Source organism: Paenibacillus sp. strain BS8-2 (genome assembly GCF_054483835.1).
Map to the genome: position 1 here is coordinate 4,219,619 of NZ_CM137010.1, position 20,152 is coordinate 4,239,770.

The window sequence follows — 20,152 nt, forward strand, 5'->3', positions numbered from 1 at the left end:
CATTCAGGAGGGAATCAGCAATGATTTCAGTTAACGATTTTAAGACAGGCCTTACGGTCCAAGTAGACAATGACATTTTCACGGTACTGGACTTCCAGCACGTAAAACCGGGCAAAGGCGCGGCTTTCGTTCGCTCCAAGCTCAAAAACCTTCGTAACGGAAACGTAGTTGAGAAAACGTTCCGTGCGGGCGAAACAATCGGACGTGCGATCATCGAGAACCGCGCTGTACAATATCTGTACAACTCCGGCTCCGAATACACGTTTATGGACAACGAGACGTTTGACCAGTTCAACCTGGAGAAGGATCAGCTCGAGTGGGAACTTAACTTCCTGAAGGAAAACATGAACGTTAACATCTCCAGCTACCAAGGCGAGATCCTCGGTATCCAAATGCCGAACAGCGTTGAATTGACTGTAACGGAAACAGAGCCAGGCGTGAAGGGCAATACAGCGCAAGGCGCTACCAAATCGGCTAAGGTCGAAACTGGCCTTAACGTGCAAGTGCCGCTCTTCATCAACGAAGGCGATGTGCTTCTCGTCGATACACGTGAAGGCAAATACATTTCCCGTGCGTAAGTAAAGGGTATCAACATCCGTCCAGCGTTGCTGGGCGGATTTTCTTTTGACGTACGTATAGAAAAGCATAAGTTTTTGACTATATTTTCTCTATACGTTTCGCTGAAACGATGGCGTCTATAAAGGACGCCGTTATGCGTTTCTTCTCATGAGGAGAATTTTTATGGCATGATAAGCGTTTTCATATTGGGTTGCTCGAATCCGGTATATTTTGATAGGGGAAAGTATGTTCATGGGCAAGCAGGCTGTGCTATAATATGATCTTGTATGTATATGTCAAGGTTGGGGAGTGAATCAGCTTTGTCTTTGATCGTGATGAAGTTTGGAGGCAGTTCCGTAGGGACGCCGGAGAGAATGCAGCGAGTAGCGAAACGTATTATCGAGAGACAGCAAGAAGGCAATGATATCGTCGTTGTTGTGTCGGCAATGGGCGATACGACGGATGATCTGATTGATCAATCCAAGGGACTGAATCCGAATCCCCCTGCACGCGAAATGGATATGCTGCTCACGGTCGGCGAGCAGATTTCAATTGCGTTATTATCTATGACTGTTCATGGTTTGGGCGGCAAAGCTGTTTCGTTCACGGGCTGGCAAGCTGGCATGAGGACGAATACAGTACATGGCAAAGCCAAAATTATCGATATAGATGGAAGCAGAGTGCTGGCGGCATTAAAGGATGGCAATATTGCTATCGTAGCGGGATTCCAAGGAACTAGCGAGAACGGCGAGATTACAACTCTTGGCCGTGGCGGCTCCGATACAACGGCAGTTGCGCTTGCGGCGGCGCTCAAGGCTGATTGCTGCGAAATTTATACGGACGTTGATGGCGTCTATTCGACTGATCCGCGTGTTGTCAAAAATGCGCGCAAGCTGGACGAAATTTCGTATGACGAGATGCTGGAGCTTGCTCATCTGGGTGCTGCTGTCTTGCATCCGCGCGCGGTAGAATACGCGAAGCACAACAACGTACGGTTGGTCGTTCGTTCCAGCTTTACGTACAATGAAGGGACAAGTGTGAAGGAGGAAGCAATCATGGAGCAAGGCGTTGTTGTACGAGGAATCGCATTTGATAAAAATGTGGCGAGAATCAGCATTCTAGGCGTAGAAGATGTGCCGGGCGTGCTTGCAAATGTATTTGGTGCCCTTGCTTCCGCAGGCATTGATGTGGATATCATCGTGCAAAGCGGCGTAGCGGAAGGCAAAGCAGATTTCTCCTTCACCGTCTCCGGTGACGACTTGGAGAAGGCGCTTGGCGTTATTGAGAGCAACCGCGGAGTTGTTCCTTATCGTGAAACCACCTCGGAGAGCGGCCTTGTGAAGGTATCCATCGTAGGTGCAGGCATGGTAAGCAATCCAGGTGTTGCTGCTACGATGTTTAAGGCGATCTCTTCTCTCGGTGTCAGCATCAAGATGGTAAGTACCTCTGAGATCAAAGTGTCTTGTGTCATCTCGGCGGATCAATTAGCAGAGGTCGTACGCGCTCTCCACACGGCCTACGGTCTTGACGCTGCTGAGCAAGCATTTGTCGGCGGTCCTTCGGAACGCAGATAATTATAGGGTTCAACGATAAACAAATGAGGCGTTCGCCAAGCTCACTGCAGCTTGGCGAACGCCTTATGTCGTTTATGAATGGGAGAAAGATACGATCACGACTTATGTTACTTGGCTGATCAATCGGAACAGTTTATATAGAATCGCCGTAATTCCTGCGGCCATTAGTGGTCCAACTGGGATGCCTCTCAATACCACAATGCCGGCAATAGAGCCGAGAACAAGACCGACGATAATTTGTGGATCAATCCGGAGCAGATCTAGACCCTTGCTATTAATGTACGTAGCGGCTGCACCGCCGATTAAAGCAAGAATGCCTTGCCATGAGGTCAATACAGCTGTGAAATCCTTCATCCCGATTCTGCCGGAAGCGAAAGGGACAAGTACACTGAGTGTCAGGAAGAGGAGTCCCAGCTCCAAGCCGCGTCGTTCGATGCCCGGGAGAAAACGCTCCAGATGAACGAGCTTGACAGCCAGCAGAATACAAGCAGCGGTTGCAATAATGGAAGATCGACCGATGACCCCGACTATAATTAAGGCTACCAAAACAATTTCTCCTGCCATCACGTTAGACTCCCATCCTCGCCGGATATTAGATATAAGCCGTACAAGCAGTCACAGCTTATTCTCATTATATGGACGAGCGGATGCTGATATGTCTATCGTCGAAGTGGCTAGCTTCGCACGATCATACGATCCCCGCTTAAATACGGAACGTCACGTACGGAATTCGTCTGCGCACAAAAGACGATATCCGCCTTCTGACCGAGCTTAAGCAGCCTTTTGCCGGATGTACTGTTGAATAACGATATTTCGATTTGATGCTGCCTGTCGTTGTACATCGATTCCATTGCGGAACCGAAATCATCCGTTTCCAAACCATCACTGCCACCGAGTGAGCGAAGATGACTGAGCAGCATACCGGCGCATAAGCCGTCTTCGATTGCGAATTCATCGTGGCTGCCCGCGCACATGATGACAATGTCGCGCCGTAGATTAAGCGCCAACCTGGCACAAGCCTCGGCATTAAGCAGAGAAGCGGCAAGTACATGTTCGGCCCGTGTCGACTTGTGGATGGCGCGTGTTCCATTCGTTGTTGTGAGAATAACGGTTTTTCCTTTGACTGTATCTGCATGGTATTCAGAAGGAGAATTGCCAAGATCGAATCCTGCGATTCTACGGCAGAATCTTTCGCCGCCAAGCAAATCGCCCGTTCGATGCATGGCTTTGGCATCCATAACGGTTTCGGCCGGAATGACGCTGGTTGCGCCGGAGGACAACGCAGTGACGATCGTGCTTGTCGCTCGTAATACGTCAATGACTATTGCCGTTCGGTGATGGAATTTGGCAGCGCAAGCTTCGTTAACACTAGAAATGACCTGAACCATCATTGAAGGTGACCTTCTTTCTTAAATCATATAATCAATTTCCGCCGTGCTGCGCCCTAGATGGAAGGTGTCAGAGCGAAGTCCCCTTCGCATGGCTTCAAGCGCTAATACGTCAGCCGGTGCAATATTGCCCAAATGAACGGACGGACCGAATTGTTGCAGTAGCTCGACCTGCTGGCTTTTCAGTGGCGCTTCCCACATCAGCTTACCGACCGAATCGATTCTGGCCAGCACACTCTCCAGAACGGCTTCTTTGCAATTGCCGTTTTCGTCGAACAAACCAACATTAATGCCCGATTCCCTTGCCTCCACAGTGACCAGCTCCGCTCCAGCTTCCCAATCGCAATGAGCCGTGAATGCGAGTTCCTCAGGATCGATGACCGATCCGGCAGCTTTTTTCCCGTACTCTGTTGTAACGGACAACCCTCTGCCTACACATTCCTTAATCAGTTTTGTTCGTGTAATCCGGTCAAGCTCAATTGTGCCGTCGGATACTTCGACTCCCGTAAATCCGAATTCTTGGATCGTATTGAGAAACGACGTGACAACATTTTGTTGAATAGCAGCTTCGAGCAGAGTCCCTCCTGGCAACGTAATGATGCCATTGTCACTCGCTAATTTGAGTTTCTGACGCAACAGATCGGAGTCATATAATACGGAGGTACCGAAAGCTAGCTTAAGCATGTCTGTGTACGGACCAGCCACACCGATAAAATCGGCCATGTTATGGATGCCAAGTCCCTTGTCGATCACCATGGTCTGACCAAGGCGATTCCTTCGGTCTCTTAACCTGCTGCCGCTGGGATCTCTTAATAGCTGATGCCAGTTGTCTGATACAGCTGTTCTCATCACAATTCGTCTCCTTCATAAGCTTCTACCTAGGGAAGCTGACGCTTGGTTGAATCAATAAAACAATATATGCGCTATCCCATAGGCTGGTGTCCGGCATGATTAGAGGACAAGTCGGCATATACATAGAGCACGGGTTGGCATATTGGGAGAGGAGGGATCGTCACAATGATTAATAAAATCGTCCTTGCCATGTCATCACTTCGGTTGATGTCCGGCACCATTGAAATTTGTGCGGCATTGCTCATGCTTCGGCTCAATCAAATCGATAAGGCGCTTGTCGTTAATTCGTCGCTCGCATTAGTCGGGCCCATCATCTTAATCGCAACGACAACGATTGGTTTGGTGGGACTTTCGGATAAGTTATCGCCATCCAAATTCATTTGGGTCGCTGCCGGCGTCGTTTGCCTTATGATCGGTATTCTAAAAAAATAGCAGATTGTACTCTACTATTCGCATTATGCACCCAATGGGACTCTCTCTATTAAATGGAGACATTATCGGGACATATTGTTTCGGAGACAAGCATACATATGTAACGATCAAGGACAAACATCCGGGAGTGATGAGGATGCTTTCACAGGTGTCGCATTTGCTGCCGCTCGAGCTTAAACGACTGCTAGAAGGAATGGCGGCCGAAGCGAAGGCGCAGCTGGAGGAAATCCGCATTCGCGAGAATCGGCCGCTCGAGATCGCATACGGTGGCAATAGCCGATTCGTCATGATGGATTCGACACTTAAGACGACTGCAGAACATGCCGTCAAGCCGACAGCAGAGCAATGCCGCAAGCTGCTAGAGAGAATTACAAATTATTCGTTATACGCGATGGAAGAAGAGCTTCGCAGAGGGTATATCACGGTGTCTGGCGGTCATAGGATCGGCCTTGCGGGGAGGACGATACTAGACGGAGGAACAGTCAGAGGTATCCGCGATATCGGCGGCTTTAATATCCGGATAGCTAGAGAAGTAATCGGAGCTTCCTCGCATCTTCTGCCCAAGCTGCTTGACCGTACCCGATCGACGATCGCTTCGACGCTCATTCTCGCTCCACCTCAGCAAGGCAAGACCACACTCGTACGCGATATCGCGCGAACAGTTAGTTATGGCGCTTGGCCGGGGATGGAAGCGATGAAATGGCGGGGGAGAAAAGTTGGCATTGTAGACGAGAGGTCAGAGATTGCCGCCTGTGTGAGAGGTATCCCCACATTCGATGTAGGACCGAGAACGGACGTCATGGATGCATGTCCCAAGGCGGAAGGAATGATGATGCTGCTACGATCGATGTCGCCGGAGGTACTGGTGGTTGACGAAATTGGGCGGCAGGAGGATGCAGACGCGATCCGCGAAGCAAGTCATGCCGGTGTCGCAATCATAGCGACAGCCCATGCGTATGACATTCAGGATGCCAAGGGGCGGCCGGAGCTGTACAAGCTGATGCAAGAAGGTACGTTTGCTCAAGTGGTCGAACTACGGCGAACGGCGGAAGGCATTATGCACCGTATTGTTGGTCAGGCCGCACAAGGTGGAGCGAGCAACAAATCGGCTGAGTCATCGCCGGGCTTGCTTAGCTTCAACGGTCGCCAGCGGCCGGATGAATCATGATCAAGCTATTAGGCGCGATATTGATTATCGTAGCTGGCACGCTGATCGGATTTCAGCAGGCTGCCAGATTCGCAGAGCGTCCACGACAACTCAGACAGCTGGCACACGCCTTGCAGCGACTAGAGACCGAGATCGGTTATGGTCACACGCCGCTCCCCGAAGCGCTTGAGCGAACCGCCGCAGCTTCACCGATGCCGATCTCTTCCATGCTTAGACAAGCTGCGGAAGGTGTTATGGCGTCTGATGGTCCTTCTTTTCAGGAGAGCTGGAGTCAAGCGATCAAAGCCCATTGGCAGGATACGTCTCTAAAGGCTGGAGAACAAGCTGTGCTGCTGCGGCTGGGGACAACGCTCGGAATCAGCGACAAGGAGGATCAAATGAAACATTTGAAGCTGGCTTTGTCTCAATTAAAGGCAGAAGAGGATTCCGCGCGGGACGATCAAGCAAGGTACGAAAAAATGTGGAAAAGCTTGGGCGTGTTGCTTGCCGTATTGATCGTCATTTTGATGGTGTAAGAGGGTGCGCTGCTTATGAATATCGATGTGAGCGCCATATTCCAGATCGCGGGGATCGGCATCATTATCGCCATGATCCATTCCGTACTGAAGCAAATGGGCAAGGAAGATATGGCGCATTGGGTTACGGTAATCGGGTTCGTTGTCGTGTTGTTTATGGTGGTACGTCTGCTGAACGAATTGTTCCAGGAGATTAAGACGATCTTTTTGTTCCAGTAGGTGAACGCGGTGGAAATGATACAAATCGTGGGGCTCGGCCTGATTGCTACGGTGCTGATCCTGGTCGTAAGAGAACAAAAGCCGATGTTTGCATTTCTGCTAGCGGCTTTCACAGGATTATTTATATTCCTGTATGTGATCGGCAAGATAGAAGCCGTCATTACAGTGCTCGAGGATCTTGCGAACAAGTCGGGCATTCCTTCTATCTATCTGAAGACGGTGCTCAAAATAATCGGAATCGCGTACATCGCGGAGTTTGGTGCGCAGATCGTACGGGATGCAGGACAGGAGAGCATCGCATCAAAAATCGAATTTGCCGGCAAAGTGTTTATCCTCGTCATGGCGATCCCGATCATTAGCGTAATCGTCGAGACGGTGCTTGGACTGTTGCCTTCAGGGGGCTGAATAAAGCGATGATCCAATCGGGCGCCCGAGCAAGGGCCAAGCTGCTGCTCGTCCTGTTTTTCATCGCTATTGTCTTCCAATTGACACCTGCGATTCTTGAAGCGCAAGCAGCAGGCACAACTTCGGAGCAAAATGCTGATCCAGCAGGTGCTGACTCGCTAGACACGAACGCCAAGCCAACGGTAAATATGCTTGCGCAAGACTCGCTTGACGGTCTCGACACCGAAGGCATCGAAGCGTATTGGAGCCAGCTTAGCAGTGAATATGGCGGATTTTTCCCCGAGGGCAAGATGCCGACCTTTCGCGAGATGCTGATGCCAGGCGGAGGGTTCAAGCTGACAGACGTGCTGCAGGGCATGCTTCGATATGTATGGCACGAGGTGCTCTACAACGGTAAGCTGCTTGTCACTATCGTGATGTTGACCGTGTTTAGCATGGTGCTCGAGACCATGCAGACAGCCTTCGAACGAAGTGCAATTAGCAAGGTTGCTTATTCCATAACCTTTATGGTGCTCGTCATAATCGCGGTCAACAGCTTTCATGTCGCTATTGGTTATGCGAGGGATGCAATCGAAAGCATGATTACCTTCATGCTCGCCATGGTGCCTTTGCTGCTTACATTGCTGGCGTCGATGGGAAGCCTCGTATCGGTATCGGTGCTGCATCCGCTCATCATCTTTATGATCCATGCGGTCGGTACTGTCATCTATGCATTCGTGTTCCCGCTTTTGTTTTTCTCGGCTGTGCTCCACATTACAAGCGCATTGACGGACAAATTCAAGGTGACGCAGCTGGCTAATTTACTGAGGACGATTGCGGTTGGGGCGCTTGGCATTATGCTTACGGTGTTCTTAGGAGTCATATCCGTACAGGGAGCTACAGGTGCAGTTACAGATGGCGTCACGCTTCGAACTGCCAAGTTCGTAACAGGCAACTTTGTTCCGGTTGTAGGGCGAATGTTCTCAGATGCTGCTGATACCGTAATCTCGGCTTCGATGTTAGCCAAAAACGCAATCGGCATCGCCGGAGTCATCGTGTTGTTATTTCTAAGCGCATTTCCAGCCTTGAAGATATTAACACTCGCGTTGATCTATCATGTAGCCGCAGCCGTGATGCAGCCGCTCGGAGACTCGCCGATTGCAGACTGTCTGCAGACGATTGGCAAAACGATGATCTACGTGTTTGCGGCACTGGCAGCGGTCAGCTTGATGTTCTTCCTGGCCGTTACGATTATATTGACTGCAGGAAACGCAGCTCTCATGGTCCGTTAACAGGGTAGAGCGGGTAGAGCGGCTTGCAAGTAAGTTTGGATGAACGCTTAATACTTCGGTGGGAGGTGAGCTGAATGTGATGACATGGCTAAGCGACTGGCTGCGGGATCTAATTGCGGTTATCCTGCTTGCCGTGCTGGTTGAACTGCTGCTCCCGAACAAAGCCATGCAGCGGTACGCCAGACTTGTTGTAGGTCTGTTCATCCTCCTAACGATATTATCGCCTGTACTTAGACTGTTTCAGGAAGATATGGGTCCCAAGCTTGATGCTGGGATTCGGATGTGGAGCGAGCGGTCAGCAGAGCGGAATGTAAAGATGCCGACTTTAGAGGAAATTGAACGCAAAGCTGCTGAGCTTACGGAGCAACGAAATCTCGAAACAGCCCAATTGATGGAGAGGTCACTTGAAAACGGGATGCTCGCCGAACTCCGACAGAAACATGGGCGTATCATCGAGGATGTGGATGTTTCGCTTATTGTGGACCGCAACGCCAAAGAAGGTGAAGTGCCGGGCATTGGCGGCGTTATTGTCACCTTACGAGCAGCACAAGAGTCTGAAGAAGGGGATAACAACGGCGATCATCGCGAAGTGGAAGAGGTGCTTCCTGTATCCGTCGGCGTCAAGATTGAATCCGTACTGGATGATCCCCCTGAACCTGCGGCAAATTCACCAGATGCCGATGACGGCTTTCAAGCCGTCGAAGGCAAGGCGGCGTCTTCGATTGAAGAAGCCATCTATCAAGGCTGGGGGGTGCACAGGGAACGGATTGAAATTCGGGCTCGCACGTAACGAATGAGGATCTTGGAGCCAGAGCAGAATTCCCGCTTGGGAGGTTGATTGGTAGTGGCCAAATGGCTGGAAAGTTTAGAAAAGGCGGTCGGCGGCGGTCCTACGGGCAAGAAACGTGTCAAGACGCTGCATATTCTGCTCATCATCGGTGGAATCGGCGCCGCGCTGATGCTGATCAATTCCTTCCTGCCATACCGGGATGTAGAATCGTCCGCGCAGGATCCGAATCCGCCGCCGGCGGAGCAGGAGGCGTGGAGCCAGAGTCCGGCTGCACTCTCGCCCTTTCAGCAGGTTGAACATGCTTTGGAGACTAGGCTGGAGGAGATCTTGGGGAAAATCGTGGGGGTCGGCACTGTGGATGTCCTTGTGACAATCGATTCGACAGAGGAAATTGTCTTAGGCAGAAATAGTCAGGAGACACAATCAAACACGAACGAGATTGACAAAAGCGGGGGAACGCGCAATATCACTTCGATTAGCAGAGACGGTCAAGTCGTGTTGTATGAGGTATCTGGCGAACAGAAACCGATCATCACCAAAACGATCAATCCAAAGATTCGGGGTATTCTCATCGTGGCAGAAGGCGCAGAGAATTTGACGGTCAGACGACTTATAACAAGCGCGGTCGAGAAAGGCGTCAGTGTTGCTGTAAACCGGATCGAAGTTGTACCAAGCAAGCGATAAACAATATCAAATAAAAGATATTATGGGAGGCTATTCTAATGAATACCAAAAGACAAACGATTTGGCTTGTATCCATGTTAAGTTTGATGGTGGTTCTCTCCGCTTATTACCTGTTTACACAAGATCTGAGCGATGCTGATAAGTTATCAGGCAGCAATGGGAAAACGGAAAATGTTTCGGAGGTGTCTGGTGACGGTCAAGGAGTAGTAGTCGAAGAGGTGAACCAAGAAGACGGCGGCATCAGCCCTGAGGAGCAAGCTGTATTGGATCAGTACGAGAACGAAGGCGTGCTTGCTACAGGTGTATTTGCTCAACTGAAAGAAAAACGGGAATCGATGTATACGCAAGAATACGAGCGTATCTATGCCGTTATTGCTGATGTGGAAGGTACAGATGAGGAAATCGCCGCAGCTACGAAAGAAATGGAATTGTTGGAAGATAAGAATTCGAAAATTACTGATTTGGAGCTAGCTTTAATGGATCAATACGAGGTGGCTCTCATCTCGCCTGAGAACGATCGTTACAAGGTTGTTGTTACAAGCGAGAAGCTGGAGAAAAAAGACGCCGCAAACATTATTGAACAGGTAATGAAGACGTTGGAAGTGAAGCCGAATCAAGTTTCTGTGCAATATGTACCTGCCCCATAATTCAATATCATGGCAATGAACCATCGTTAAAGAAGAATCCGCGTATCACTGGCTTATTAGCCGGGAGTACGCGGATTTTTGTCACTTGCCTGTAATTGAAAATAACGAATATTGATGAAGGAAAATCGTGTATTTCGGAGAATAATACTAAGCATTGGTAGGCGGAATCGGTTGGATGGACAAAAAAAAATTCGTGTTGACGCCAATTTATGCTATAATACATTTCGTTATGTGAAGAAGAGGAGTGATTGCGTTCATGTTCAAGTTGAGCGAAATTAAAGAATTGGTTAAACTTATTGACCAAACTTCCGTTCAAGAGTTGGAAATTGAAAACGAAGGAGCGCGCTTGCATATCCGCAAGCCGGGCAAGACCGAAGTGGTGAACGTGCAAGCGGCTCCAATTACGCATACATATGCTGCAGCGCCAATCGCCGCTCAGCCACAAAACGTTGCGCCTCAGGCTGTTCAGCCTGCCGCTGTTGAAGCTGCTGCGCCGCAAAAACCTGCACTAGATTTGCACCAGATCGTTTCTCCGATGGTTGGAACGTTCTATAGTGCTCCATCGCCTGACACACCTGCTTTCGTGAAAGCCGGCGACCGCGTCACGGAGAAGTCCGTCGTCTGCATTCTGGAAGCCATGAAACTTATGAACGAGCTTGAAGCCGAAGTGAAAGGCGAAATCGTCGAAGTCCTCGTCGAGAATGGACAACTCGTCGAGTATGGCCAACCGTTGTTCCTCGTGAAAGCGGACTAACACTTCTTGTTTTCGAAAGGGGTTCCCAAGTGAAATTCCATAAAATATTGATCGCAAATCGCGGCGAAATCGCGGTTCGTATCATTCGCGCCTGCCGCGAGCTCGGCATCTCTACCGTAGCTGTATTCTCGGAAGGGGATCGAGACTCTCTACATGTCAAATTGGCTGATGAAGCTTATTGCATTGGACCGATTGCATCCAAGGACAGTTATTTGAACTTTACAAGCATCATGAGTGTAGCGACGATTACAGAATGCGACGCCATCCATCCCGGTTATGGCTTCCTAGCGGAAAATGCTGATTTTGCCGAGATCTGCGAATCTTGTAATATCACCTTTATTGGTCCATCATCAGACGCCATCAGCAAGATGGGTGATAAGGCAGTCGCCAAGTTGACGATGAAATCGGCGGATGTGCCTGTCATTCCTGGCTCCGACGGTCTGATCGACAACCTGGACGAAGCAATTGTTATCGCACGCCAAATCGGTTATCCAGTCATTATCAAAGCGACTGCTGGCGGCGGGGGTAAAGGGATCCGAATCGCGGAGAACGAAGACTCGCTTATTAGCCAGATCACAACGGCTCAACAGGAAGCGCAGAAGGCTTTCGGCAATGCAGGCGTATATCTCGAGAAATATTTGACAGGCATGAAGCACGTCGAGATCCAAATCATGGCCGACAAACACGGCAATGCGGTTCACTTGTTCGAACGTGATTGCTCTGTGCAGCGTAGACGCCAGAAGCTGGTAGAGGAAGCGCCTTGTCCGGTGATGACACCGGAACTGCGTGAGCGAATGGGCGGAGCGGCTGTCAGGGCGGCGCTAGCTGTTCAATACTCTGGAGCTGGCACGCTTGAGTTCCTGCTCGGTCAAGACGGCGAGTTCTACTTCATGGAGATGAACACGCGCATTCAGGTTGAACATCCTGTAACCGAGATGATCACGAATGTTGATTTGATCAAAGAGATGATTCATGTTGCCGAAGGTAACCCGTTATCATTCAGCCAAAGTGACCTCACAATCAATGGTTGGTCGATCGAATGCCGGATCAATGCCGAAGACTCGGAGCGCAATTTTATGCCGTCGCCAGGACATATTCCATTTTATTTGCCACCGGGTGGAGCGGGCGTGCGAGTGGACAGCGCCGTATACCCTGGATATACAATATCTCCGCACTATGATTCAATGATTGCTAAGCTGATCGTATGGGGAGCAACCCGTGAGGAAGCAATCGCGCGTATGAAACGGGCATTGTCCGAATTTGCCATTGAGGGCATTCGCACAACCATTCCGTTCCATATGAAACTGCTTAGCCATCCGAAGTTTGTGCAAGGAGATTTTGACATCAAATTCTTGGAGGAGCATGATATTAACGCTCCAGAACTGTAGCACCGAGCGCGAATTGTGACAAACATCTATCGTTTGTCATAATTACAGCTGAATGTTATAGTATAGAAATAAGATGCGGATCAAGGCTTGGCACTCGCCGTGCCGCACGCAATGTTAGGGAGGTGTACAACGAACATGAGTACGATCGCTGCGGATTACGAGAAAACAGAAATCGGTACGATTCAGATTGCACCTGAAGTCATTGAAGTGATTGCCGGTCTCGCTGCCATCGAGGTCAAGGGTGTAGCAGGAATGAGTGGTGGTTTCGCGGGAGGGATCGCGGAATTACTAGGACGTAAGAACCTGTCGAAGGGCGTTAAGGTCGAAGTTGGCCAGCGTGAAGCGGCCGTGGATGTGTCCATCATTGTAGAGTATGGATACAAGATTCCCGAGATCGCTTTGGACATCCAGAACAACGTCAAACGCTCGATCGAGATGATGACAGGCCTGCACGTCGTAGAAGTGAATGTACATATCCATGATGTGCATTTTAAGACTACAGAGAGACCTGAGGATGACGAATTCCCGAATCGGGTCAAATAATAATTGAATCATTGTTTTGTACAACCCCCTTGTGATTGGGCTTGCCGATCGGCCAGGGGGTTTTCATTCGGTCTGACGGGAGGATTGGCTGCGTTGATCAAAGTTGTGGACAAGCTTTTATTGTTTCTATTCAGTCTGAGCGTTGGCATTATATCCGTATTCCTGATGAGTCTGGGCTTTGGCTGGCTGACGAGCGGGATGCTGGAGGATGTATTGACGGAGTTCTATCGAATGGACGGAGTGCAGATTGGTACTGGCATTGCCGGCGTCGTCCTGCTTCTTTTCAGCCTGCGATTCTTTATTTTGGCGCTGCACCGGGGTTCAATGTCTGCCCAATCGATTGACCAACGGACGGAATATGGCGACATTCGAATTTCCATCGAAACCATCGAAAATCTTGCGCTCAAGACAGCTTCCAAGCAGCGTGGCGTCAAAGAATTGCGCGCGCGTGTGAGAGCTACTGATGCGGGTCTTGAGATCGTGCTTCGTGCAATCATTGACGGAGAAAGCTCTATTCCGGCTTTGACCGAAGAAATCCAGCGTGCAGTAAAGGATCATGTGGAAGAGATCACAGGAATTCCGGTTATGAACGTTGCAGTATTTATTGCCAATGTGGTACAGGCAAGTACGTTCAAGAGTCGCGTAGAATAGAGGTGGGCATCCGATGTGGAGGGAGATCTGGAACGTCTATTGGAAGCGAATAATAGGCGCAGCAGCCGGGCTTTTCTGCGGGATCGTATATTTGGCATTCGGGTTCTGGGATATGTTGTTTATCATGCTCCTAATTAGCGCCGGCTACTGGTTCGGTAAGCAGAAGGAGACGATGGATGGTTCGGTCATTCCATGGGCTAGAGTATGGGATGCGGTACTAAGATGGTTTCGTCCCTATCGATAAATGTGTGGTCTCCTCCGTTGATCGGAAGTCGGGCAGCCGAATCCTTCCGGTATTGGGGGAGATCATCGTTTTTTCAAAATGATTATGCGATTCATTTGGTCGCAGTGACTTACAATTTCGGCAAGTGAAGATACGGAGGATTGGCATGAAACGGAGATTGGCTAGGGAAATTGCGGTATCCAGCCTCTATCAAATGGAGATGAATGACGTATCGGCAGCAGAAGCCGTCGATATGATTATGGAGGAACTGCGCCAAGATAATGAGCTTGGAGCGGACCCTAAGGAAATTGGCAAGACGGATGAATTCGCTAGAGAAATTGTTAATGGTGTGATGTCGCGTAAGTTTGAGATCGACGGCATGCTGCAGCAATTCCTAACTGGTTGGCAAGTGGACAGACTCTCGCGTGTAGACCGTCAAGTGTTGCGATTGGCTTGTTATGAGATGGTATTCCGTGATGATGTGCCGCCCAAAGCGGTAATTAATGAAGCTATCGAGCTAGCCAAACATTTTGGCACCGATGAGTCGGGCAAATTCGTCAATGGCGTGCTCGGCAAGCTGATGTTGGAATTGGACGAGCTGAAGGCTTAAGTTTCTTAGATCAATTATTCTCCGCTGCGGCGGAAATTAAGTCAAAGGAGTCGAGATGTACATGGGAGCGCAAATCATCGATGGCAAGAAAATATCAGAGCAAATTCGTAGTGAATGGATGGAGAAAGTTGCGAAGCTGAAGGAGCAAGGTATCGTTCCAGGTCTTGCGGTAGTGTTGGTCGGAGAAGATCCAGCTTCTAAAGTATATGTAGGCTCAAAGGAAAAAGCATGCATCGCACTTGGCATCTACTCGGAGGTTCATCGTCTTCCAGCGGAAACAACGGATGAGGAACTCCTTGCATTGATAGAGAAGCTGAACAATCAAGCATCGATTAACGGTATTCTGGTGCAGCTGCCGCTTCCTAAACATCTTAATGAAAAGGCCGTTATTGACGCGATCAGCGTCGCAAAGGATGTAGACGGCTTCCATCCTGAAAGTGTAGGAAATCTGACGATCGGTGACGATAGTCTGCTGCCATGTACGCCTGCCGGCGTTATTGAGCTCATTAAGCGCAGTGGAGTAGACATGAACGGCAAACATGCTGTTGTTATTGGACGCAGTAACATTGTGGGCAAGCCTGTTGCAATGCTGCTGCTTCGCGAGAACGCAACGGTGACCATCTGCCATTCGCGTACGGCCAATATGGAGGAGATCGCGAAACAAGCCGATATTCTGGTTGTCGCGATAGGCAAAGCGAAAGCGATCGACAGTCGGTTCGTTAAGCCAGGCGCTGTTGTCATTGATGTTGGAATTAATCGTCTCTCTGATGGGAAGCTTGCGGGCGATGTGGACTATGAGGATTGTCTGGACACGGCTGGTTATATAACACCAGTGCCTGGCGGTGTAGGCCCTATGACGATTACAATGTTGATGGGCAATACAATTAAAGCAGCTAAGAAGGCGAACGGAATAGAGGTGTAGCCTCATGACTGCACAGCCTCGCGTATATTCGATTAAGGAATTAAACAAATATATTCGCATGAAGTTTGAGAGTGATCATGTACTTGGAGACGTATGGCTGCGTGGGGAGATTTCGAATTTCACGCACCACTCCAGTGGACATATGTATTTCACGCTCAAGGATGAGAGCAGTAGGTTAAAGTGTGTCATGTTTGCGACGCATAACGTCCGGTTGCCCTTTATACCGAAAGAAGGAGCAAAGGTTCTTGCGAGAGGCAATATTTCCGTCTTCGAACGTGATGGCAATTATCAATTCTATTGCCTTGCGATGCAGCCGGACGGTATTGGCAGCCTCTATCTGGCGTATGAGCAATTGAAACAAAAGCTGGAGCAAGAGGGATTGTTTGCCGATACCCGCAAACGACCGCTTCCAGCCTTTCCAAAGGCGATCGGTGTCATCACTTCACCAACGGGCGCAGCGGTTCGGGATATCATCACGACATTGAATCGCAGATATCCGTTTATCCCGGTATACATATACCCCGTACTTGTTCAAGGTCCAGGCGCCGCTCCAGCCATAGTGCGAGCTATTGAATCCATGAATCGTTTCGGCGAATGCGACGTATTAATTGTAGGTCGTGGCGGCGGATCTTTAGAAGAGCTATGGGCGTTTAATGAAGAAGCAGTCGCGAGAGCGATCGCAAGTTCATCCATTCCAGTTATTAGCGCCGTCGGACATGAAACTGATTTTACGATAGCTGACTTTGTGGCTGATCTTCGGGCAGCCACACCGACAGCTGCGGCAGAGCTGGCCGTTCCACATGTTGCGGAGCTGCGGCAACGAGTAAATCGGTTAAGCCAGCGGCTTGCAGGAGCGGCACAAGGCGCACTGAGAGGGCAACGGGAGCGATTGGATCGTGCACGAAGATCGCCGTTCTTCCGATATCCAAGAAGATATCTGTTAGATCAGGCGCAGCGGCTTGATCACCTGCAAGAGAAGCTCAGGCAACAAACGAAGCAAGTCGCCATTCGTCAAAGATCCAGACTCGAGAAGCTTGAGAAAGGGCTTGTCGCTAGACATCCCGGCGAAAAAACGGCTTATCTCGCGAAACGGCTAGGAGCTGCCCGCCGCCAACTGGAGCTTGTGACTGCAGGATTAATGAAAGAAAAGAAGCAACGGCTGCATGGCGGCATTCGACAATTGGATGCATTGAGCCCGTTAAAGGTTATGTCCCGTGGTTATGGATTGATTTATGACAATGAAGGACAGCGATTGTTAAAGTCCATTGACGACACGGCGCCAGGCGAAGGGCTTTCCGTCAAACTTGTTGACGGAACCATCCATTGCTGCGTCATTGAAGTGAAGGGAGAATAAGCATAATGGTCAATTCCTTAGGTGAAGAACTTAGCTTCGAACAAGCGATGGATCGGCTAGAGGATATCGTGACTCGGCTTGAGAGCGGTGACGTACCTCTTGAAACGGCGATTGAGCTTTTCCAAGAAGGCATGAAGTTATCGCAATTATGCGGAGGCAAGCTGGAACAGGTCGAGCAGAAGATCGAGCTGCTTCTGGAATCGGAGCAAGGTTTGCAGAAAAAACCGTTTGCTGAAGCAAGCGAAGATAAAGGGGAATAACGATTGGAAGCCAGCGATTCCACTACTGCAATTCGTGAATACTTACTTCAAAGCGCTCATGAGATTGAGGGGGCTTTGACTCGTACATTAGCTCCGACATGGGAGATGCCCGAGACACTCAGAGAGTCTATGAGTTATTCTTTAGGTGCGGGCGGTAAACGAATACGACCGTCGCTGGTCCTGACGGCTGCCGAAGCCATCAGAGGCTCATCTTCCGACCGGGCAGCTGCGTTGCCTGCCGCATGCGCAGTCGAATATATACATACATACTCCTTGATCCACGATGACTTGCCAGCGATGGATAATGATGACTTCCGTCGCGGGAAGCCAACAAATCATAAAGTTTTTGGTGAAGCAATGGCGATTCTTGCAGGGGACGCGTTACTGACTCATGCGTTTAAGCTGGTCGCCCTTTCTCGCAAATTCGGAGTTTCTGCAGAAACGGCACTTTCGATTTCGGAGGAGCTTGCTGAGCTTGCTGGAGCCTCGGGCATGGTTGGCGGGCAGGTAGCTGACATGCTCGGAGAGCAAGGCATAACATCAATCTCTGAGCTCGAATACATTCATTTGCACAAAACTAGTGACCTTATTGTATTTTCAGTCAGAGCTGGAGGACAAATTGGTGGAGCTACCAAACGTCAACTTGAGCTTCTGGAGCTATTCGGGCGTAACTTAGGATTAGCTTTTCAGATTCAGGATGACATTCTGGACCTGGTAGGAGACGAAACGAAGCTAGGCAAACCAACGAATAGCGATGTTGAGCAGAAGAAAGTCACCTATCCGTATCTGATCGGTCTAGAAGAGAGCAAGGCGCTTGTATCGCAGCTGACTGAAGAGGCCAAATCTGCGATTGTTGAAGCTAATCTCGCGGAGCCTTCAAGATTGCTGCAGATCGCCGATTATTTGGTACATCGAGATCATTAAGTGTCGTTTGGGAATAGGGCGTTTGGGCTCATTCGACAACTATGTTATAATAGGTCAAATGTAGATGTTCATCGGACGGCGATCGTGCTGTCCTCGAAAGTGAGGAAATCATGTGCTGCTTGATCAAATTAACGGTCCAGAAGATTTGAACGGATTGACGGTCGGCCAGCTCGAACAGCTTGCGGACGAAATCCGCCAGTTTCTGATCGAGAAACTGTCCGTAACGGGAGGACATCTGGCTCCAAATTTAGGCGTTGTAGAATTAACGCTTGCCATGCATTTTTTATTCGACAGTCCTCAAGATAAATTTATTTATGATGTTGGACATCAATCCTACGTCCATAAGATATTAACAGGTCGTAAGGATCAGTTTGACACGCTTCGCAAGTACAAAGGGCTTTGCGGCTTCGTCAAACGTTCGGAGAGCGAACACGATGTATGGGAAGCTGGTCATAGCAGCACATCGTTGTCCGCTGCGATGGGGATGGCCCTTGCACGCGACCTCAAGGGTGAAAAGAACCGCGTTGTCGCCGTTATTGGCGATGGTGCCTTAACCGGTGGTATGGCGCTGGAGGCTCTAAATCATATCGGTCACGAGAAGCGTAATATGATCGTGATTCTGAATGATAATGAAATGTCTATCGCTCCGAATGTAGGTGCGTTGCATCATTATCTGGGACGGATTCGTACGGACCGCCATTACCAGAAGGCCAAGGACGAACTTCAGCATCTGCTGAACAAAATTCCGGCAATCGGCGGCAAGTTGGCCAAAACAGCAGAGCGATTCAAAGACAGTCTGAAGTATTTGCTCGTCAGCGGCATTCTGTTCGAGCAATTTGGACTGACATATTTAGGCCCGGTCGACGGACACGATATAAATGGCCTGCTCGATATTCTTAAACAAGCCGATTCTATGCCTGGTCCTGTACTGGTCCATGTCATTACGGTAAAGGGAAAAGGGTATTTGCCTGCCGAAGCCGATTCCCATAAGTGGCACGGAGCATCTCCGTACAAGATCGAGTCCGGCCAAATGGTTAAAGCAGTAGGACCTCCAATGTATACAAAGGTATTTGGAGACATGCTGATACAGCTCGCCCGTGAGGACAATAGAATCGTTGCCGTCACACCGGCGATGCCAAGCGGCTCGGGTCTAGTAGAATTCGCTGAGCAATTCCCGAATCGGATGATCGACGTCGGTATTGCCGAACAACATGCGGCTACATTGTCTGCCGCGCTCGCACTAGAAGGGCTGAAGCCGGTATTTGCCGTGTACTCGACCTTCTTGCAGCGGGCGTATGATCAAGTCGTACATGATATCTGCCGACAAAATCTGAATGTGGTATTCGCGATCGACCGTGCCGGATTCGTTGGACCGGATGGTGAAACCCATCAAGGCGTTTACGATATTGCGTTCCTGCGTCATGTGCCTAACCTGGTCATTATGATGCCCAAGGATGAGAATGAGCTACGGCGCATGATGAAGACTGCGGTTGTATATAACGATGGACCGATCGCGATACGTTATCCGCGTATCAATGGGGTTGGCGTTGAATTGGAAGCTGAGCCTGAACTGCTCCCAATTGGCAAGTGGGAGATGCTTCGTGAAGGTGAAGGCAGCGTTATTTTGGCTATTGGCCCTATGATCGGTGTGGCTGAAGCGGCTGCGGATATCATGAAGCGTGAAGGCGCGCAAGTTGGAGTCGTTAATGCCAGATTTATTAAGCCGCTCGATGAGGCGATGCTGATTGAACTGGCAGAGAAGGGCAACCGAATCGTAGTAATAGAAGAAGGATCTGAGCTCGGAGGTTTTGGGAGCTCTGTACTCGAATTTTATTCTCGTAAGGGAATGTATGAGACGCCTGTTCGAATCATCGGTGTGCCGGATCTATTTGTGGAGCATGGCTCCATCGAGCAGCAACGCGAAGAGGTTGGCCTGACAGCCGATCGGGTCGCAACGGAGCTTCGCTCCATGAATCCTAGGCGGATGAAACGCGTAACGGGCCAAGCGTAAAGAGGGACA

The 20,152-nt window shown here is 49.7% G+C and carries 25 protein-coding genes; 22 read left to right on the forward strand and 3 right to left on the reverse strand.

Going from position 1 to position 20,152, the window contains the following annotated elements:
* The first annotated feature begins 20 nt into the window (after positions 1-20).
* Both efp and ACX1C1_RS17980 read left to right on the forward strand, forming a co-directional pair.
* Positions 21-578, forward strand: a complete 558-nt coding sequence (efp, locus tag ACX1C1_RS17975; protein WP_458953552.1) for an elongation factor P — start codon at positions 21-23, stop codon at positions 576-578.
* A gap of 300 nt (positions 579-878) precedes the next feature.
* Positions 879-2,132 carry an aspartate kinase gene (locus ACX1C1_RS17980; RefSeq protein ID WP_458953553.1) on the forward strand — a complete coding sequence of 418 codons (1,254 nt, stop codon included), beginning with the start codon at positions 879-881 and terminating at the stop codon, positions 2,130-2,132.
* Between the two features lie 102 nt (positions 2,133-2,234).
* Here the strand turns inward: ACX1C1_RS17980 and ACX1C1_RS17985 are convergent, their stop codons facing one another.
* The 3 genes from ACX1C1_RS17985 to comA all read right to left on the reverse strand — a co-directional run bounded on the left by ACX1C1_RS17985 (position 2,235) and on the right by comA (position 4,369).
* Complete coding sequence (locus ACX1C1_RS17985) at positions 2,235-2,696, reverse strand: DUF441 domain-containing protein (protein ID WP_458953554.1); 462 nt, start codon at positions 2,694-2,696, stop codon at positions 2,235-2,237.
* 110 nt (positions 2,697-2,806) lie between these two features.
* Complete coding sequence (locus ACX1C1_RS17990) at positions 2,807-3,523, reverse strand: 2-phosphosulfolactate phosphatase (protein WP_458953555.1); 717 nt, start codon at positions 3,521-3,523, stop codon at positions 2,807-2,809.
* Positions 3,524-3,541: 18 nt separating this feature from the next.
* A complete protein-coding gene (gene comA / locus ACX1C1_RS17995) occupies positions 3,542-4,369 on the reverse strand; it encodes a phosphosulfolactate synthase (protein WP_458953556.1) in 828 nt (275 codons plus the stop codon).
* 168 nt (positions 4,370-4,537) lie between these two features.
* Here comA and ACX1C1_RS18000 point away from each other — a divergent pair, with 168 nt between their 5' ends.
* The 20 genes from ACX1C1_RS18000 (at position 4,538) to dxs (ending at position 20,143) form a co-directional block, all read left to right on the forward strand.
* Positions 4,538-4,804: a YqhV family protein gene (locus tag ACX1C1_RS18000; RefSeq protein WP_458953557.1), complete on the forward strand. Its 267-nt coding sequence runs from the start codon at positions 4,538-4,540 to the stop codon at positions 4,802-4,804.
* Between the two features lie 136 nt (positions 4,805-4,940).
* Complete coding sequence (gene spoIIIAA, locus ACX1C1_RS18005; RefSeq protein ID WP_458953558.1) at positions 4,941-5,972, forward strand: stage III sporulation protein AA; 1,032 nt, start codon at positions 4,941-4,943, stop codon at positions 5,970-5,972.
* Positions 5,969-6,487 carry a stage III sporulation protein SpoIIIAB gene (gene spoIIIAB / locus ACX1C1_RS18010; protein ID WP_458953559.1) on the forward strand — a complete coding sequence of 173 codons (519 nt, stop codon included), beginning with the start codon at positions 5,969-5,971 and terminating at the stop codon, positions 6,485-6,487. The genes spoIIIAA and spoIIIAB overlap by 4 nt, the downstream gene beginning before the upstream one ends.
* A gap of 15 nt (positions 6,488-6,502) precedes the next feature.
* Positions 6,503-6,706, forward strand: a complete 204-nt coding sequence (gene spoIIIAC, locus ACX1C1_RS18015) for a stage III sporulation protein AC (RefSeq protein WP_068686620.1) — start codon at positions 6,503-6,505, stop codon at positions 6,704-6,706.
* 9 nt (positions 6,707-6,715) lie between these two features.
* Positions 6,716-7,111, forward strand: a complete 396-nt coding sequence (gene spoIIIAD / locus ACX1C1_RS18020; RefSeq protein WP_458953560.1) for a stage III sporulation protein AD — start codon at positions 6,716-6,718, stop codon at positions 7,109-7,111.
* A gap of 8 nt (positions 7,112-7,119) precedes the next feature.
* Positions 7,120-8,382 (forward strand): stage III sporulation protein AE, encoded by a 1,263-nt coding sequence (gene spoIIIAE / locus ACX1C1_RS18025; protein WP_458953561.1) that lies wholly within the window; start codon positions 7,120-7,122, stop codon positions 8,380-8,382.
* Positions 8,383-8,461: 79 nt separating this feature from the next.
* The gene (gene spoIIIAF / locus ACX1C1_RS18030) at positions 8,462-9,172 is read left to right on the forward strand and encodes a stage III sporulation protein AF (RefSeq protein WP_458957715.1); all 711 of its coding nucleotides are present in this window, start codon (positions 8,462-8,464) and stop codon (positions 9,170-9,172) included.
* A gap of 54 nt (positions 9,173-9,226) precedes the next feature.
* A complete protein-coding gene (gene spoIIIAG, locus ACX1C1_RS18035; RefSeq protein ID WP_458953562.1) occupies positions 9,227-9,856 on the forward strand; it encodes a stage III sporulation protein AG in 630 nt (209 codons plus the stop codon).
* A 38-nt stretch (positions 9,857-9,894) separates the two neighbouring features.
* Entirely contained in the window at positions 9,895-10,503 is a 609-nt protein-coding gene (locus ACX1C1_RS18040; protein ID WP_458953563.1) for a SpoIIIAH-like family protein, read from the forward strand.
* A gap of 256 nt (positions 10,504-10,759) precedes the next feature.
* Positions 10,760-11,257, forward strand: a complete 498-nt coding sequence (accB, locus tag ACX1C1_RS18045) for an acetyl-CoA carboxylase biotin carboxyl carrier protein (protein ID WP_458953564.1) — start codon at positions 10,760-10,762, stop codon at positions 11,255-11,257.
* A 29-nt stretch (positions 11,258-11,286) separates the two neighbouring features.
* Positions 11,287-12,645, forward strand: a complete 1,359-nt coding sequence (accC, locus tag ACX1C1_RS18050; RefSeq protein ID WP_458953565.1) for an acetyl-CoA carboxylase biotin carboxylase subunit — start codon at positions 11,287-11,289, stop codon at positions 12,643-12,645.
* A gap of 135 nt (positions 12,646-12,780) precedes the next feature.
* Entirely contained in the window at positions 12,781-13,188 is a 408-nt protein-coding gene (locus ACX1C1_RS18055) for an Asp23/Gls24 family envelope stress response protein (RefSeq protein WP_458953566.1), read from the forward strand.
* Between the two features lie 93 nt (positions 13,189-13,281).
* Positions 13,282-13,839, forward strand: a complete 558-nt coding sequence (gene amaP, locus ACX1C1_RS18060) for an alkaline shock response membrane anchor protein AmaP (RefSeq protein ID WP_458953567.1) — start codon at positions 13,282-13,284, stop codon at positions 13,837-13,839.
* Positions 13,840-13,852: 13 nt separating this feature from the next.
* Positions 13,853-14,083: a DUF2273 domain-containing protein gene (locus ACX1C1_RS18065; RefSeq protein ID WP_458953568.1), complete on the forward strand. Its 231-nt coding sequence runs from the start codon at positions 13,853-13,855 to the stop codon at positions 14,081-14,083.
* Between the two features lie 145 nt (positions 14,084-14,228).
* The gene (gene nusB, locus ACX1C1_RS18070) at positions 14,229-14,672 is read left to right on the forward strand and encodes a transcription antitermination factor NusB (RefSeq protein WP_458953569.1); all 444 of its coding nucleotides are present in this window, start codon (positions 14,229-14,231) and stop codon (positions 14,670-14,672) included.
* Positions 14,673-14,733: 61 nt separating this feature from the next.
* On the forward strand, positions 14,734-15,594 hold the full coding sequence (gene folD / locus ACX1C1_RS18075) for a bifunctional methylenetetrahydrofolate dehydrogenase/methenyltetrahydrofolate cyclohydrolase FolD (protein WP_458953570.1): 861 nt from the start codon (positions 14,734-14,736) through the stop codon (positions 15,592-15,594).
* Positions 15,595-15,598: 4 nt separating this feature from the next.
* A complete protein-coding gene (xseA, locus tag ACX1C1_RS18080; RefSeq protein ID WP_458953571.1) occupies positions 15,599-16,948 on the forward strand; it encodes an exodeoxyribonuclease VII large subunit in 1,350 nt (449 codons plus the stop codon).
* Between the two features lie 5 nt (positions 16,949-16,953).
* The gene (gene xseB / locus ACX1C1_RS18085; RefSeq protein ID WP_458953572.1) at positions 16,954-17,208 is read left to right on the forward strand and encodes an exodeoxyribonuclease VII small subunit; all 255 of its coding nucleotides are present in this window, start codon (positions 16,954-16,956) and stop codon (positions 17,206-17,208) included.
* 3 nt (positions 17,209-17,211) lie between these two features.
* A complete protein-coding gene (locus tag ACX1C1_RS18090; RefSeq protein ID WP_458953573.1) occupies positions 17,212-18,132 on the forward strand; it encodes a polyprenyl synthetase family protein in 921 nt (306 codons plus the stop codon).
* 112 nt (positions 18,133-18,244) lie between these two features.
* Positions 18,245-20,143: a 1-deoxy-D-xylulose-5-phosphate synthase gene (gene dxs, locus ACX1C1_RS18095; protein ID WP_458953574.1), complete on the forward strand. Its 1,899-nt coding sequence runs from the start codon at positions 18,245-18,247 to the stop codon at positions 20,141-20,143.
* Positions 20,144-20,152 lie beyond the last annotated feature (9 nt).

Excerpts from the sequence above, each read along its gene's own strand:
- comA (WP_458953556.1), bottom strand. The coding sequence starts at position 4,369 with ATGAGAACAGCTGTATCAGACAACTGGCATCAGCTATTAAGAGATCCC.
- spoIIIAB (WP_458953559.1), top strand. The coding sequence starts at position 5,969 with ATGATCAAGCTATTAGGCGCGATATTGATTATCGTAGCTGGCACGCTG.
- spoIIIAA (WP_458953558.1), top strand. The coding sequence starts at position 4,941 with ATGCTTTCACAGGTGTCGCATTTGCTGCCGCTCGAGCTTAAACGACTG.
- ACX1C1_RS18055 (WP_458953566.1), top strand. The coding sequence starts at position 12,781 with ATGAGTACGATCGCTGCGGATTACGAGAAAACAGAAATCGGTACGATT.
- ACX1C1_RS17990 (WP_458953555.1), bottom strand. The coding sequence starts at position 3,523 with ATGATGGTTCAGGTCATTTCTAGTGTTAACGAAGCTTGCGCTGCCAAA.
- ACX1C1_RS17985 (WP_458953554.1), bottom strand. The coding sequence starts at position 2,696 with ATGGCAGGAGAAATTGTTTTGGTAGCCTTAATTATAGTCGGGGTCATC.
- xseB (WP_458953572.1), top strand. The coding sequence starts at position 16,954 with ATGGTCAATTCCTTAGGTGAAGAACTTAGCTTCGAACAAGCGATGGAT.
- nusB (WP_458953569.1), top strand. The coding sequence starts at position 14,229 with ATGAAACGGAGATTGGCTAGGGAAATTGCGGTATCCAGCCTCTATCAA.
- folD (WP_458953570.1), top strand. The coding sequence starts at position 14,734 with ATGGGAGCGCAAATCATCGATGGCAAGAAAATATCAGAGCAAATTCGT.
- efp (WP_458953552.1), top strand. The coding sequence starts at position 21 with ATGATTTCAGTTAACGATTTTAAGACAGGCCTTACGGTCCAAGTAGAC.
- accB (WP_458953564.1), top strand. The coding sequence starts at position 10,760 with ATGTTCAAGTTGAGCGAAATTAAAGAATTGGTTAAACTTATTGACCAA.
- xseA (WP_458953571.1), top strand. The coding sequence starts at position 15,599 with ATGACTGCACAGCCTCGCGTATATTCGATTAAGGAATTAAACAAATAT.
- spoIIIAF (WP_458957715.1), top strand. The coding sequence starts at position 8,462 with ATGACATGGCTAAGCGACTGGCTGCGGGATCTAATTGCGGTTATCCTG.
- ACX1C1_RS18065 (WP_458953568.1), top strand. The coding sequence starts at position 13,853 with ATGTGGAGGGAGATCTGGAACGTCTATTGGAAGCGAATAATAGGCGCA.
- ACX1C1_RS18000 (WP_458953557.1), top strand. The coding sequence starts at position 4,538 with ATGATTAATAAAATCGTCCTTGCCATGTCATCACTTCGGTTGATGTCC.
- spoIIIAC (WP_068686620.1), top strand. The coding sequence starts at position 6,503 with ATGAATATCGATGTGAGCGCCATATTCCAGATCGCGGGGATCGGCATC.
- ACX1C1_RS18040 (WP_458953563.1), top strand. The coding sequence starts at position 9,895 with ATGAATACCAAAAGACAAACGATTTGGCTTGTATCCATGTTAAGTTTG.
- spoIIIAE (WP_458953561.1), top strand. The coding sequence starts at position 7,120 with ATGATCCAATCGGGCGCCCGAGCAAGGGCCAAGCTGCTGCTCGTCCTG.